This is a genomic window from Escherichia whittamii (assembly GCF_014836715.1).
GTDB lineage: Bacteria > Pseudomonadota > Gammaproteobacteria > Enterobacterales > Enterobacteriaceae > Escherichia > Escherichia whittamii.
Genome location: NZ_JACSQI010000002.1, coordinates 128,061 through 141,311, shown reverse-complemented (window position 1 = coordinate 141,311; position 13,251 = coordinate 128,061). Strand labels below are relative to the sequence as shown.

The following is a 13,251-nucleotide window of genomic DNA, read 5'->3' as shown; positions in this document are numbered from 1 at the left end:
TCATGCATGATTCGTGGAATAGCCTCACTATAGATGCCTGCGTCATTACATGTCATCAGGCATCGACTCGATTACACCTCTTCGGCGGCAGGCAGCGGCCAGCCTCCCAGACGTTTCCAGCGATTGACGATTTCACAAAACAGCACAGCAGTGCGTTCGGTGTCGTATAGTGCAGAGTGTGCCTGGGTGCTATCAAAGTCCATGCCAGCGGTCTGGCAGGCTTTTGATAATACGGTTTGTCCAAGTGCCAGCCCGGCCAACGCCGCGGTGTCGAAAGTGGCGAAAGGGTGGAACGGGTTACGTTTCAGTGAGGCGCGTTCTGCGGCGGCCATCATAAAGCTGTGGTCGAAATTAGCATTGTGCGCCACCATAATGGCGCGGTTACAGCCGCTCGCTTTAATGCCTTTACGTACAACTTTAAAAATTTCATGCAGCGCCTCGTATTCACTGACCGCGCCGCGATCGGGATCGTTTGGGTCAATGCCGTTGAAGGCGAGGGCTTCTGGTTGCAAATTCGCGCCGACAAACGGTTCGACGTGGAAATGTAATGTGGTGTCCGGCATCAGCCAGCCTTGTTCATCCATTTTCAGGGTGATGGCGGCAATCTCAAGCAGCGCATCGGTTTTGGCGTTAAATCCGGCTGTTTCAACATCGATCACAACGGGATAAAAACCACGAAAACGGTCGCACAGACCGGTAAGTTGAGCGTTATCGGACATCTGATTCTCTTAATACGGATAAATTGCAGCGCGCATTATGACAAATATTACCCGCTGATGCAGTAAAGATGCGGGCGCGATGAATTCACGCCCGGCGGAGATTAATTACCCAGACCGCGACCGGCGTCTTTCTCTTCAATCAATTCAATTTTGTAACCGTCCGGATCTTCCACAAAAGCGATAACCGTAGTGCCACCTTTTACCGGACCCGCTTCACGGGTTACGTTACCGCCGTTTTGACGGATTTTTTCGCACGCTTCTGCGGCATTCTCGACGCTAAGGGCGATGTGACCATAAGCGGTGCCGAGTTCGTATTTATCCACGCCCCAGTTGTAAGTCAGCTCAATCACCGCTTCTTCGGTTTCCGGGCCGTAGCCAACGAATGCCAGTGAGTATTTGTATTCCGGGTTTTCGCTGGTACGCAGCAGTTTCATGCCCAGCACGTTGGTATAAAAATCAATGGAACGTTGCAGATCGCCAACGCGCAGCATGGTGTGAAGAAGACGCATTTTTATATCCTCAAAATGGCTAACAGATTCAGAATGTTGTTTTAGTATAGCGGCGGCTTTGCGCCGCTCGCAATGTTGGATTACAGCGTAGGGTAATCGGTATAACCTTCCGCACCGCCGCCGTAAAAGCTTTCGGCACGCTGTGGGTTAAGCTCTGCTTTGCGCTGCAAGCGGGCAACCAGATCCGGATTCGCAATCCAGTCACGACCAAACGCCACCGCATCAATTAGCCCTTTACCGATCAGCGTTTCGGCTTTTTCGACAGAGTATGCACCAGCCCCGATAATCGGGCCGTGGAAACGAGCGCGCACTTTTTCGCGGAACGTCTCAGTATACGGTTTGCCGCCAGCCCAGTCTGGTTCGGACATATGCAGATAAGCAATGCCACGTTTGCCCAGTTGTTCAATCAGATACAGTGCATCGGCTTCTTCATTTGGGCCGTTATCCGTGTTCTGGAAAGTACCGATTGGCGAAATGCGAATGCCAATGCGATCGGCACCCCATTCTTCAATCCCGGCATCGACGACTTCCAGTACCAGACGTGCGCGATTCTCCACGCTGCCGCCGTACTGATCGGTACGATGGTTCGAAGAAGGCGACAGGAACTGATGCAGTAAATAACCGTGAGCGGAGTGGAGTTCGACCAGATCAAATCCGGCTTCGCGGGCGTTGGCGATGGCCTGGCGGAAATCGTTGACGATACCCGGAATCTCTTCCAGTTCCAGTGCACGTGGCATCGATGTTTCTACGCGGACCGCCTGACCATTTTCGTCACGCAGTGATGTACGAGTCCCCGCACTCAGCGCAGAAGGGGCTACCGGGGCCTGACCGCCTGGTTGTAGGCTGGCGTGAGAAATGCGCCCGGTGTGCCACAGCTGTACTGCGATATGACCGTTTTCAGCATGAACACCAGCGGTGATTTTTTTCCACGCCGCAATTTGCTCCGGGCTATGGATGCCAGGCGCGCCAGCATATCCTTTTGCCTGGGCAGAAATTTGCGTGGCTTCGCTAATAATCAAGCCAGCACTGGCGCGTTGGCGATAGTATTCCGCCATCAACGGGGTAGGGATGTCACCCGGTTCAATACTGCGCAGACGCGTTAGTGGTGCCATAAATATACGGTTTGCCGCCGTAATCGCGCCCACTTTCAGTGGGGAATAGAGTTTTTCAGATGACATAAAGGCTCCCGGTCGTCTGGTGATAAAAAATGCCTGCTAAACGGCAGGCGTCGCAATAATGTTTTTTACATGGGCCAGCGCGTTTTTCAGTGGCTCAGAACTGCGCGAAATTTTGGCCTGCAGATTCGCGCCAAGCCACAGTGCGTAAAGCACTTGTGCCTGTTGCAGCGGTTCGCCACAAAAGGTTAAACAATGGCTGGCACGGCCATTTTCCAGCGCCTGCGAGAGCAGGGCGATCACGCCGCAAGCCCCTTTATCCATCGCGCTGCGCATATCTTCTGACAGATCGCACACTTCGGCAGAGAGTTTTACTGTCAGGCAACCGCTGATGGTTCCATGTTGGCAAAACTGGTTCAGCGTCTGCTGGTAATAAGCCAGAATGCGGTCGCGGTAATTACCCTCGCCGGATTGCAGCAACTCCGTCAGTCGCTGGTGATATGCGGCGTAATGACGCTCAAGCATGGCAACGCCAAACGCTTCTTTAGAGCGAAAGTAGTGATAGAAGGACCCTTTCGGCACTTCAGCAGTTTTTAGTAATTCGCTTAACCCCATCCCGGTGAATCCACGTTGCAGGCAAAGTTGCTCGCCCGTCGCCAGGAGATGTTCGCGAGTATCATGTTCGGTGTGTTTGTTCATGTGTTGGAGTGTAGTAGACCAGTCGGTCTAGTGCAAGCAAAGTTGCTACTTTGGGCATTAACAGCTTCAATAGTGGTAATACACTCGTCATACTTCAAGTTGCATGCGCTGCGACCACGTTCACTCCCCCCAGTCACTTACTTTAGTAAGCTCCTGGGTATTCATTCACTCGTCGCCTTCCTGCAACTCGAATTATTTAGAGTAAAACTTATCTGAGGAGGGCGAAGTGGCGGAGCAACTAGAGTTCTTTCCCGTCCAGAGCCCGTGCCGGGGAATTTGCCAGTCTGATGAGCGCGGATTTTGTCGCGGTTGTTTTCGCAGCCGGGACGAGCGTTTTAACTGGAATAATATGAGCGATGGCGAAAAACAAGAGGTGCTGCGCCTTTGTCGGCAACGACTTATGCGTAAATTACGTGCAAATAAGCCAGCGTCATCAGACGAACCGGAGCAACCATCACTCTTTTGAGCATAATCTTGCGTATACTCCTCTCATATCTGATAAGAGGAAGCGATTATGGTTCAGCGTATTACTATTGCACCGCAAGGTCCGGAGTTTTCCCGTTTCGTGATGGGCTACTGGCGACTGATGGACTGGAATATGTCTGCTCGTCAGTTGGTTAGCTTTATTGAGGAGCACCTGGATCTCGGCATCACCACCGTGGACCATGCTGATATTTATGGCGGCTATCAGTGCGAAGCAGCATTTGGCGAGGCGCTAAAGCTGGCGCCGCATCTGCGAGAACGACTGGAAATCGTCAGCAAATGTGGCATCGCAACGACCGCTCGTGAAGAAAACGTTATTGGTCATTACATCACTGACCGCGACCATATTATTAAAAGCGCCGAACAGTCGCTGATTAATCTTGCGACCGATCATCTGGATCTGCTGTTAATCCACCGTCCCGACCCGTTAATGGATGCTGATGAAGTGGCAGATGCATTTAAACATCTGCATCAGAGTGGCAAAGTGCGCCATTTTGGCGTATCTAACTTCACCCCCGCGCAATTTGCCCTGTTGCAATCGCGCCTGCCGTTTACTCTTGCGACCAATCAGGTGGAAATTTCTCCAGTACATCAGCCGTTGCTGCTGGATGGTACGCTCGATCAGCTACAACAACTGCGTATTCGTCCAATGGCGTGGTCGTGTCTTGGCGGTGGGCGTCTGTTCAATGATGATTTTTTCCAGCCTCTGCGGGATGAGCTCGCTGTGATAGCCCAGGAATTAAACGCGGCCACTATTGAGCAGGTTGTTTATGCCTGGATATTACGTCTGCCGTCGCAACCGTTGCCGATAATTGGCTCCGGTAAAATTGAGCGCGTACGGGCTGCTGTAGAGGCAGAAGCCCTGAAAATGACGCGTCAGCAGTGGTTCCGCATCCGTAAAGCGGCATTAGGTTACGACGTACCATAAACACTTTTAGGAATAGCCGCCGTTCAAATATGTGTCACTGGTTTACACTTAACGGGTATGCACATTGAACGGAGGTCCTATGAAGCGTTTTAGTCTGGCTATCCTGGCGCTGGTTGTTGCGACCGGCGCACAAGCCGCCAGTGAAAAAGTCGAGATGAACCTCGTTACGTCGCAAGGTGTTGGGCAGTCAATAGGTAGCGTCACTATTACTGAAACCGATAAAGGTCTGGAGTTTTCACCCGATCTGAAAGCATTACCCCCCGGTGAGCACGGCTTTCATATTCATGCCAACGGAAGTTGTCAACCCGCAACGAAAGATGGGAAAGCCACTGCGGCGCAATCTGCGGGCGGACATCTTGATCCCCAAAATAGTGGTAAACACGAAGGGCCAGAAGGTGCAGGGCATTTAGGTGATCTGCCAGCGCTGGTGGTCAACAATGACGGCAATGCGACCGATGCCGTTATTGCGCCGCGTCTGAAATCACTCGATGAAATCAAAGACAAGGCGCTGATGATCCACGTTGGCGGCGATAATATGTCCGATCAACCTAAACCGCTGGGCGGTGGCGGTGAACGCTATGCCTGTGGTGTTATTAAGTAATTAAGAGGCCAGCGTACCTTGCGGCGGTGCTTGCTCAAGTTGCGAAAGCGAGCAGTATAGTCGCCAGACAATCGCCGCCAGCTCACGGGCGGCAGGCTGATGATGCCGGGCAAGGCTGTCGCAAATCCGCTGTAATTCTTCTAGTGTGGCTGCCAGCGATTTTTGCTGAACGCCACGCTCACTCATCACTCCCCGCAACAGCGAAATACAGTTATCCCGCACTTGTGATAACGGATCGGAACGCGACTCCCACTCGCGCAATTGCCAGACAACATGCGAGCAGTTCAGTAGCACCACACCCCAACGTAATAACCAGCGGCGCGCCAGCGCATCCTGGCTGTTACTCAACTGACTGACGTGATGATATGTGAGAGATTCAAATTCGTTCTCGCTGTGCATCGGGCGACGGCTGAGTTGATCGACAAAATCCCGGCGCAGGGCGCGAATATGGCGACGGCTTTTGCGGGCATCCGAGCCTGGTCGCAGAATGGCAAACGCTAACCACGCCAGCGCTACGCCAACGATTTTCGCCAGATTATCGTTAAGAAAATCAGCAAAATCATACACCGGGGGATTAGTGACAGCGATGAACGAGCCCATAAAAACAATCAGTTGCCCCCACAGTGCGGCAAATTTTGGCATCTGTAATTTGAGAAGCTGCATCGTTGCCAGCAGGGGGAAAAGAAACAGCAAAAATTGCCACAGATCGCTAATCTGAACCATCAGGCCAAATTTAACCACGAAGCTAAAGAACGAAAGTAATACCAGCGTGCGCATCAGCAGTGACAACGACTTAAACGGTGCTGCGACGGCGGAGTAAAGGACACAGCTAATCGCAGCCAGGGTTAATGCATTGGCGCCGGCATCCCATTGCGAGGCAATACTCCACGCACCAATCATCATCAACGTACAAAATGTACGCAGCCCGCTCCACATGGCTTCTGCATTATCGGTATGACGTGCCAGTCCGGACGCGCGAGGGAGTCTGGTTTGATTATCTGCGCCGCTTTCCAGTCGATGTAATTCATGACTACTTTGTAGATAAAGGCGGCAAAAATAACGTAGTCGATGCCAGAAGGCGACATGCCGATAGTCGGCTGAGTTCGTCGGGCGTAGCGGGGCAATGATGCGCGCGACGGTGTAAAAATCTGTTTGCCCGCTGGCGAGGGTCGTTAGTAACTGTTCAAGAATTTCCCGTATAGCAGCAGGCGGTGATGGCCAGTTGAGCAACATACGCCGCAAACTCGAGATGACACTGGTCATACGTAATTGCTGGTGGAGCAACGCATTGAGGCGCGCGTTTTGCTGGCGGAAGCGATAGTGGCTCCAGAACGCCTGAATTCGCAGTAAATTCATGGTCAGTATTTGCCCAATTACACCTTCATGCGCAGTACGAATGGCATCGGTTGTTTCAGGCTGCCAGAGCAAACTGGCATGTTCCAGTAAACGGGCGTGCATGTTTTTCAATGCGGTTAAAAGGGCTGTGGCATCGGAAGTGCTCGGCAGGATCATCATCATCATCCCACCGCAGAGAATACCGACGATGACTTCGCAAACGCGCGCCTGGGCGATGTCCCACAACTGGCTTGCCTCAGTGATATTGACCATCGGGAAGGCGATAATCGCCGCTGTGTAACCCGCCAGTTGAAACGCATAGGCCACGTTATTCGTGAAGTGCGCGCAGGCCCAGGTACAAAAACCAAGCCATGCCGACATGCTCAACAAGAAGAACCACGGTTCGTTGAGAGTATGCCCGGCAAGGATCAGCGCCGCGATAGCCCCCAGCAAGCTGCCAGCGATGCGCCCCAGGCTTTTGCTGATGACACCGCCAACCGTCGGGAAGCTCACCACCGCGGCTGACGTCATCGCCCAATAGGGCTCGTCCAGATTTAAATAATAAGCAACAGACAGCGCCAGACACATGGCAAGAGTATTACGTAACGCATAACGCCATTGTGCCAGCGTGGCCTTAAACCAGGGCAGATTGCGCAGGGACCATGACCAGGCGTTCATTACTGACCTACTGCGATACTACAGGTCGTACCGGATACCAGCGTGACATCGCTGGGAACATTATCAAGGGCAAAGCGAACCGGGACGCGCTGGGCGAGACGAACCCAGGGAACGTTAGGTTTAACGTCTGGAATCAGGCTGGAATCGTTTTCCACACTCTGATCATAAATTGCCCGACCGATACTGGAGACGTGACCCTGTAACGTTTTGTTATCGCTATAGAGCGTAATGTGTGCTGGCGCACCGTCGCGGATGTGCCGCAATTTGGTTTCTTCAAAATAACCAATGACGTAAAACGAGTGACTGTCTACCAGGGCAAACAGCGGTTTTCCTGTGTCGGCGTAGTCGCCGATGCGGGTAGAGAGGTTGGTGACCCATCCGCTTACCGGGGCGCGAATTTCCGTTTGTGCCAGTTGCCATTGCGCCTGTTTCAGCGTTGCTTGTGCGGCATCGACACTGGCCTGCATTGCTTTAACATTGAGGTTTGCCGTATCCAGTTCTTCGGCAGAAATAAAATTTTGCGAGAGATGACGGCGGCGGTTGGCCTCATTATTGGCTCTGGCAAGTTCAGATTGCGCTTTCGCCAGTTGGGCCTGGGCATTCAGTTCGGCAATCTGGAAGGGCGTTTTATCGATAGTGAACAGAATCTCGCCAGCGGTAACCAACTGGTTGTCTTTTATATTCATCTCAACAATACGTCCGGACACTTGTGGTGTGATAGCAACCTGTTCCGCGCGTACTTTGCCATCCCGCGTCCACGGTGACTGCATGTAAAAGTTCCACAGCCACCATCCGGCGAGAACGGCAACTACTGCTACAATTATTGTTGAGAAATACTTAATTGTTTTAATTGACATAGTTACCACGCAATCAATATTGCCAGGGAGAAGCAGACGCAGATCGCAAATAGCGACAAATCCATTAACAAGGGATGCCAGATGTCCCCCGCATAGATCCAGTCGCGAAGCAGGCGGTGTACGACAAGCCAGACGACAAATCCAAGCGCGAAGGCTTTGAAAAACGGAGGAAAGTAGACGGATGCACCGAACACCAGATCTTGTAGGGGCAATCCTGTTGCACTATGCATAAACTTCACAAAATAGATTCCTTTGAGGCTGAATTTATTGCTTTAGATTAATAAAAATTGTTTATGTGAGAGAAAATTACTCGCTATTTCTGAAAAGCATGTCTGACGGTAAGCAAATGCAGCAATCCATTTGTTTTAGCAATACAATTGCTGCACACTATTCTAAAAGCCGTATAATATCTTAGCAAGCTAATTATAAGGAGATGAAATTGGAATCGCCACTAGGTTCTGATCTGGCACGGTTGGTGCGCATATGGCGTGCTCTGATAGACCATCGCCTGAAACCCCTGGAGTTAACGCAAACCCATTGGGTGACGTTGCACAATATACATCAGTTACCTCCAGACCAGTCGCAAATTCAACTGGCAAAAGCGATCGGCATTGAGCAGCCATCACTGGTTCGTACGTTGGACCAACTGGAAGAAAAAGGGTTAATTTCGCGTCAAACTTGCCCCAGCGATCGGCGGGCCAAACGGATTAAACTGACGGAAAAGGCAGAGCCACTGATTAGCGAAATGGAAGCTGTTATTAACAAGACCCGGGCGGAAATTTTGGACGGGATTTCAGCAGAGGAACTGGAACAACTGATTAGGCTCATTGCAAAACTTGAGCATAATATTACTGAGTTACAGGCCAAAGGGTGAAATAAAGGGGGCGTGTGGCCAGTTAGCTGACCACACGTCAACTTGTTTAGCGCGGGGAAACCGTCACCTGGCTGCCGTTGCTGGCCAGAACGACACGTTGTCCCGGAGAGAAATGGGTATTGCCCTGTTTCTGTACCACCATGATGGTGTTGCCATCATCTTTACGAATTTCCAGCTCCACACCCTGTGTTTTGTTCATTGCGCTCTGTACACCCTGGCCGGCTACGCCACCCGCGACAGCTCCTGCTGCGGTAGCCAAAGAGCGTCCAGTACCGCCACCAACGGTGTTACCAAGAAAACCACCGAGAACCGCACCGCCAATTGCGCCGATGACGTTGGAATCATCACCGCCCTGAATCTGTACCTGTCGTACGTTAACAATTGTGCCGTAGCTGACATTCTGCACTTGCTTCGCTTCAGAGGCAGTATAAACATCGCCAGATAGGGTATCGTTGTTAACACAACCGACAAGCGAAAGACCTACCATTGATACAACCAGTACGCGTTTAATCATTGAAAAATCTCCTGATTACCATGAAACGCCTCACAAGCATCCCTAATGGTCAAAGTAAACCGCATTAGTATAACCATGATTACATGTTCCACTAAAACATGATTAAATCATAATTAGAGTAGGGTTAACCAAGTATAAACAAAACATTCATATTAGTTATTGATGTGAATATAATCTTTTACTACCAACGATAAAAATCGGCTCTTTTGCATGGAATTCGCGAAAGGTTTGTGTTTGAGTGGAGCGCAAACATCAGGTTGAAAAAGGATGAACTATGAAATCAGGCCGCTTTATTGGTGTTATGTCAGGTACTAGCCTGGATGGTGTCGATGTTGTACTGGCGACGATCGATGAACACCGGGTAGCACAGCTGGCTAGTTTGAGCTGGCCGATTCCCCCATCACTCAAACAAGCAGTGCTGGATATTTGCCAGGGGCAACAGCTTACGCTCTCTCAGTTTGGTCAACTGGATACCCGACTTGGCTGCTTGTTTGCGGATGCCGTTAACGCACTATTAAAAGCAGAAAATTTACAGCCGAAAGATATTGTGGCTATCGGTTGTCATGGCCAGACCGTCTGGCACGAACCCACGGGCGTCGCGCCACATACGCTACAGATTGGTGATAACAATCAAATTGTTGCGCGGACTGGAATTACTGTTGTTGGGGATTTTCGCCGTCGCGATATCGCCTTAGGTGGCCAGGGCGCACCGCTGGTTCCTGCTTTTCATCACGCATTGCTGGCCCATCCCACTGAGCGGCGAATGGTGCTTAATATTGGTGGTATTGCTAATCTGTCACTACTTATTCCAGGGATGCCTGTAGGTGGCTACGATACCGGACCGGGCAACATGCTAATGGACGCATGGATCTGGCGTCAGGTCGGTAAACCTTACGATAAAGATGCTGAGTGGGCGCGGGCGGGCAAGGTTATTCTGCCGCTGCTGCAAAAAATGCTTAGTGATCCGTATTTTTCCCAACCTGCACCCAAAAGCACCGGACGCGAATACTTTAACTATGCCTGGCTTGAACGCCATCTACGCGATTTCCCGGGCGTTGCCCCCCGTGATGTCCAGGCCACACTGGCGGAACTCACCGTCGTGACCATTTCTGAACAAGTCTTGTTGAGCGGTGGCTGCGATCGATTGATGGTATGTGGTGGCGGAAGTCGCAATCCGCTGCTCATGGCGCGCCTTGCTGCATTACTGCCAGGTACAGAAGTGACCACCACCGATGCCGTTGGCATTAGCGGCGATGACATGGAGGCGTTAGCCTTCGCATGGCTTGCCTGGCGAACGCTGGCTGGGCTGCCGGGCAATCTACCTTCCGTTACCGGCGCAAGCGAGGAGACGGTGCTGGGCGCAATTTTTCCTGCAAACCCGCGATATCAGAGTTAACTGAATTTTTCTTACTGCGTCTGCCGTTACACTTGGAAGTTGAGGAGGGCGTTTTGCCCTCCGGACCAGGAAAGTCTTCGGGATATGTTTATGAAAAAACTGTTACTACTTTGTCTGCCGGTATTTCTTACCGGCTGTAGCGCGTTTAATCAACTGGTTGAGCGCATGCAAACTGATACGCTGGAATACCAGTGTGATGAAAAACCGTTGACCGTCAAACTGAATAATCCGCGTCAGGAAGTCAGTTTTGTTTACGATAATCAATTGCTGCACCTTAAACAGGGTATTTCAGCGTCTGGCGCACGTTATACCGACGGTATCTACGTTTTCTGGTCAAAAGGTGATGACGCGACGGTCTATAAACGTGACCACATCGTCTTGAATAACTGTCAGTTACAAAATCCACAGCGTTGAGATTTTTCCAGGGGCGGCGCACAATAGCGTCACCCACTGACAATCTGTAAAGAAAACCATGGCTGATAACGACGAATTGCAGCAAATCGCGCATTTACGCCGCGAATACACAAAAGGTGGTTTACGCCGCCGCGATCTTCCCGCCGATCCTTTAACCCTCTTTGAACGCTGGCTTTCTCAGGCCTGTGAAGCCAAACTGGCCGACCCTACTGCGATGGTCGTCGCTACCGTTGATGAACATGGCCAACCGTATCAGCGCATTGTTTTACTAAAACATTACGATGAAAAAGGCATGGTGTTTTACACCAACCTTGGCAGCCGTAAAGCACACCAAATCGAAAATAACCCGCGCGTTAGCCTGCTTTTCCCGTGGCATACCCTTGAGCGCCAGGTGATGGTGACCGGTAAAGCGGAACGTCTTTCGACTCTCGAAGTGATGAAATATTTTCATAGCCGCCCGCGTGATAGCCAGATTGGCGCGTGGGTATCGAAGCAGTCCAGCCGTATTTCTGCGCGTGGGATCCTTGAAAGCAAATTCCTGGAATTGAAGCAGAAGTTTCAGCAGGGCGAAGTGCCGTTGCCGAGTTTTTGGGGCGGTTTTCGCGTCAGTCTTGAACAGATTGAGTTCTGGCAGGGCGGTGAGCATCGACTGCATGACCGCTTTTTGTACCAACGTGAAAACGAGGCGTGGAAAATCGATCGCCTCGCACCCTGAAAAGATGCAAAAATCTTGCTTTAATCGCTGGTACTCCTGATTCCGGCACTTTATTCTATGTCTCTTTCGCATCTGGCGAAAAGTCGTGTACCGGCAAAGGTGCAGTCGTTATATACATGGAGATTTTGATGGCAAGCAGTAACTTGATTAAACAATTGCAAGAGCGGGGGCTGGTGGCCCAGGTGACGGACGAAGAAGCGTTAGCAGAGCGACTGGCGCAAGGCCCGATCGCGCTCTATTGCGGCTTCGATCCTACCGCTGACAGCTTGCATTTGGGGCATCTTGTTCCATTGTTATGCCTGAAACGCTTCCAGCAGGCGGGCCACAAGCCGGTTGCGCTGGTAGGCGGCGCCACGGGTCTGATTGGTGACCCAAGCTTCAAAGCTGCCGAGCGTAAGCTGAACACTGAAGAAACTGTTCAGGAGTGGGTAGACAAAATCCGCAAACAGGTTGCCCCGTTCCTCGATTTCGACTGCGGAGAAAACTCTGCTATCGCAGCGAACAACTATGACTGGTTCGGCAATATGAATGTGCTGACCTTCCTGCGCGATATCGGCAAACACTTCTCCGTTAACCAGATGATCAACAAAGAAGCGGTTAAACAGCGTCTCAACCGTGAAGATCAGGGGATTTCGTTCACCGAGTTTTCCTACAACCTGTTGCAGGGCTATGACTTTGCCTGCCTGAACAAACAGTACGGTGTGGTGCTGCAAATCGGCGGTTCTGACCAGTGGGGTAACATCACCTCTGGTATCGATCTGACCCGTCGTCTGCATCAGAATCAGGTGTTTGGCCTGACCGTTCCGCTGATCACCAAAGCAGACGGCACTAAGTTCGGTAAAACTGAAGGTGGCGCAGTATGGCTGGATCCGAAGAAAACCAGTCCGTACAAGTTCTACCAGTTCTGGATCAACACTGCAGATGCTGACGTTTACCGCTTCCTGAAGTTCTTCACCTTTATGAGCATTGAAGAGATCAATGCCCTCGAAGAAGAAGACAAAAACAGCGGTAAAGCGCCACGCGCCCAGTATGTGCTGGCGGAGCAGGTGACGCGACTGGTTCACGGTGAAGAAGGTTTGCAAGCTGCGAAACGTATTACCGAGTGCCTGTTCAGCGGTTCTCTGAGTGCGCTGAGTGAAGCGGACTTCGAACAACTGGCGCAGGACGGCGTACCGATGGTTGAGTTGGAAAAAGGCGCTGATCTGATGCAGGCGTTGGTTGATTCTGAACTGCAACCTTCCCGTGGTCAGGCGCGTAAAACTATCGCCTCTAATGCCATCACCATTAATGGTGAAAAACAGTCCGATCCAGAATACTTCTTTAAAGAAGAAGATCGTCTGTTTGGTCGTTATACCTTACTTCGTCGCGGCAAAAAGAATTACTGTCTGATTTGCTGGAAATAATGCACTAAGTG

At 51.2% G+C, this 13,251-nt stretch carries 16 protein-coding genes; 8 read left to right on the top strand and 8 right to left on the bottom strand.

The features are described 5' to 3' along the window. Positions 1 to 71 precede the first annotated feature (71 nt). The 4 genes from rnt to nemR all read right to left on the bottom strand — a co-directional run bounded on the left by rnt (position 72) and on the right by nemR (position 3,042). Positions 72 to 719: a ribonuclease T gene (gene rnt, locus H9644_RS03425; protein WP_001282281.1), complete on the bottom strand. Its 648-nt coding sequence runs from the start codon at positions 717 to 719 to the stop codon at positions 72 to 74. Between the two features lie 101 nt (positions 720 to 820). Further along, positions 821 to 1,228 (bottom strand): lactoylglutathione lyase, encoded by a 408-nt coding sequence (gloA, locus tag H9644_RS03420; RefSeq protein ID WP_064530038.1) that lies wholly within the window; start codon positions 1,226 to 1,228, stop codon positions 821 to 823. Between the two features lie 80 nt (positions 1,229 to 1,308). Continuing rightward, on the bottom strand, positions 1,309 to 2,406 hold the full coding sequence (gene nemA / locus H9644_RS03415) for an N-ethylmaleimide reductase (protein WP_191773217.1): 1,098 nt from the start codon (positions 2,404 to 2,406) through the stop codon (positions 1,309 to 1,311). Positions 2,407 to 2,442: 36 nt separating this feature from the next. Further along, the gene (nemR, locus tag H9644_RS03410; protein ID WP_191773210.1) at positions 2,443 to 3,042 is read right to left on the bottom strand and encodes a DNA-binding transcriptional regulator NemR; all 600 of its coding nucleotides are present in this window, start codon (positions 3,040 to 3,042) and stop codon (positions 2,443 to 2,445) included. A gap of 226 nt (positions 3,043 to 3,268) precedes the next feature. Between nemR and H9644_RS03405 the strand changes: the two genes are divergently transcribed. The 3 genes from H9644_RS03405 to sodC all read left to right on the top strand — a co-directional run bounded on the left by H9644_RS03405 (position 3,269) and on the right by sodC (position 5,054). Continuing rightward, positions 3,269 to 3,508 (top strand): DUF1289 domain-containing protein, encoded by a 240-nt coding sequence (locus H9644_RS03405; protein ID WP_064530035.1) that lies wholly within the window; start codon positions 3,269 to 3,271, stop codon positions 3,506 to 3,508. 48 nt (positions 3,509 to 3,556) lie between these two features. Further along, positions 3,557 to 4,453 (top strand): aldo/keto reductase, encoded by an 897-nt coding sequence (locus tag H9644_RS03400; RefSeq protein ID WP_064530034.1) that lies wholly within the window; start codon positions 3,557 to 3,559, stop codon positions 4,451 to 4,453. A 79-nt stretch (positions 4,454 to 4,532) separates the two neighbouring features. Further along, positions 4,533 to 5,054: a superoxide dismutase [Cu-Zn] SodC gene (gene sodC / locus H9644_RS03395; RefSeq protein WP_064530033.1), complete on the top strand. Its 522-nt coding sequence runs from the start codon at positions 4,533 to 4,535 to the stop codon at positions 5,052 to 5,054. On the opposite strand, the gene H9644_RS03390 is transcribed toward sodC, so the two are convergent. The 3 genes from H9644_RS03390 to H9644_RS03380 are packed head-to-tail and all read right to left on the bottom strand — an operon-like array spanning position 5,055 to position 8,163. Next, complete coding sequence (locus H9644_RS03390) at positions 5,055 to 7,067, bottom strand: FUSC family protein (RefSeq protein ID WP_191773199.1); 2,013 nt, start codon at positions 7,065 to 7,067, stop codon at positions 5,055 to 5,057. It abuts the gene before it with no gap. After that, complete coding sequence (locus H9644_RS03385; RefSeq protein ID WP_191773196.1) at positions 7,067 to 7,924, bottom strand: efflux RND transporter periplasmic adaptor subunit; 858 nt, start codon at positions 7,922 to 7,924, stop codon at positions 7,067 to 7,069. The genes H9644_RS03390 and H9644_RS03385 overlap by 1 nt, the downstream gene beginning before the upstream one ends. Before the next feature lie 2 nt (positions 7,925 to 7,926). Then, entirely contained in the window at positions 7,927 to 8,163 is a 237-nt protein-coding gene (locus H9644_RS03380; RefSeq protein WP_191773193.1) for a DUF1656 domain-containing protein, read from the bottom strand. A 200-nt stretch (positions 8,164 to 8,363) separates the two neighbouring features. Here H9644_RS03380 and slyA point away from each other — a divergent pair, with 200 nt between their 5' ends. After that, positions 8,364 to 8,798: a transcriptional regulator SlyA gene (slyA, locus tag H9644_RS03375; RefSeq protein ID WP_064530079.1), complete on the top strand. Its 435-nt coding sequence runs from the start codon at positions 8,364 to 8,366 to the stop codon at positions 8,796 to 8,798. Positions 8,799 to 8,844: 46 nt separating this feature from the next. Here the strand turns inward: slyA and slyB are convergent, their stop codons facing one another. Continuing rightward, positions 8,845 to 9,312, bottom strand: a complete 468-nt coding sequence (slyB, locus tag H9644_RS03370; RefSeq protein WP_064530029.1) for an outer membrane lipoprotein SlyB — start codon at positions 9,310 to 9,312, stop codon at positions 8,845 to 8,847. A 274-nt stretch (positions 9,313 to 9,586) separates the two neighbouring features. Between slyB and anmK the strand changes: the two genes are divergently transcribed. From anmK to tyrS, 4 genes are all read left to right on the top strand, one after another. Then, positions 9,587 to 10,708, top strand: a complete 1,122-nt coding sequence (anmK, locus tag H9644_RS03365) for an anhydro-N-acetylmuramic acid kinase (protein WP_191773190.1) — start codon at positions 9,587 to 9,589, stop codon at positions 10,706 to 10,708. An 84-nt stretch (positions 10,709 to 10,792) separates the two neighbouring features. Beyond that, on the top strand, positions 10,793 to 11,122 hold the full coding sequence (gene mliC, locus H9644_RS03360; RefSeq protein ID WP_191773187.1) for a C-type lysozyme inhibitor: 330 nt from the start codon (positions 10,793 to 10,795) through the stop codon (positions 11,120 to 11,122). 58 nt (positions 11,123 to 11,180) lie between these two features. Beyond that, positions 11,181 to 11,837 carry a pyridoxamine 5'-phosphate oxidase gene (gene pdxH, locus H9644_RS03355; protein WP_130224736.1) on the top strand — a complete coding sequence of 219 codons (657 nt, stop codon included), beginning with the start codon at positions 11,181 to 11,183 and terminating at the stop codon, positions 11,835 to 11,837. 128 nt (positions 11,838 to 11,965) lie between these two features. Beyond that, the gene (tyrS, locus tag H9644_RS03350) at positions 11,966 to 13,240 is read left to right on the top strand and encodes a tyrosine--tRNA ligase (RefSeq protein ID WP_064530025.1); all 1,275 of its coding nucleotides are present in this window, start codon (positions 11,966 to 11,968) and stop codon (positions 13,238 to 13,240) included. The last annotated feature ends 11 nt before the right edge of the window (positions 13,241 to 13,251 follow it).

Bases quoted from the DNA above. Each gene is read 5' to 3' on its own strand.
- rnt (WP_001282281.1), bottom strand. From the start codon at position 719: ATGTCCGATAACGCTCAACTTACCGGTCTGTGCGACCGTTTTCGTGGT.
- gloA (WP_064530038.1), bottom strand. From the start codon at position 1,228: ATGCGTCTTCTTCACACCATGCTGCGCGTTGGCGATCTGCAACGTTCC.
- nemA (WP_191773217.1), bottom strand. From the start codon at position 2,406: ATGTCATCTGAAAAACTCTATTCCCCACTGAAAGTGGGCGCGATTACG.
- nemR (WP_191773210.1), bottom strand. From the start codon at position 3,042: ATGAACAAACACACCGAACATGATACTCGCGAACATCTCCTGGCGACG.
- H9644_RS03400 (WP_064530034.1), top strand. From the start codon at position 3,557: ATGGTTCAGCGTATTACTATTGCACCGCAAGGTCCGGAGTTTTCCCGT.
- sodC (WP_064530033.1), top strand. From the start codon at position 4,533: ATGAAGCGTTTTAGTCTGGCTATCCTGGCGCTGGTTGTTGCGACCGGC.
- H9644_RS03390 (WP_191773199.1), bottom strand. From the start codon at position 7,067: ATGAACGCCTGGTCATGGTCCCTGCGCAATCTGCCCTGGTTTAAGGCC.
- H9644_RS03385 (WP_191773196.1), bottom strand. From the start codon at position 7,924: ATGTCAATTAAAACAATTAAGTATTTCTCAACAATAATTGTAGCAGTA.
- slyB (WP_064530029.1), bottom strand. From the start codon at position 9,312: ATGATTAAACGCGTACTGGTTGTATCAATGGTAGGTCTTTCGCTTGTC.
- anmK (WP_191773190.1), top strand. From the start codon at position 9,587: ATGAAATCAGGCCGCTTTATTGGTGTTATGTCAGGTACTAGCCTGGAT.
- mliC (WP_191773187.1), top strand. From the start codon at position 10,793: ATGTTTATGAAAAAACTGTTACTACTTTGTCTGCCGGTATTTCTTACC.
- pdxH (WP_130224736.1), top strand. From the start codon at position 11,181: ATGGCTGATAACGACGAATTGCAGCAAATCGCGCATTTACGCCGCGAA.
- tyrS (WP_064530025.1), top strand. From the start codon at position 11,966: ATGGCAAGCAGTAACTTGATTAAACAATTGCAAGAGCGGGGGCTGGTG.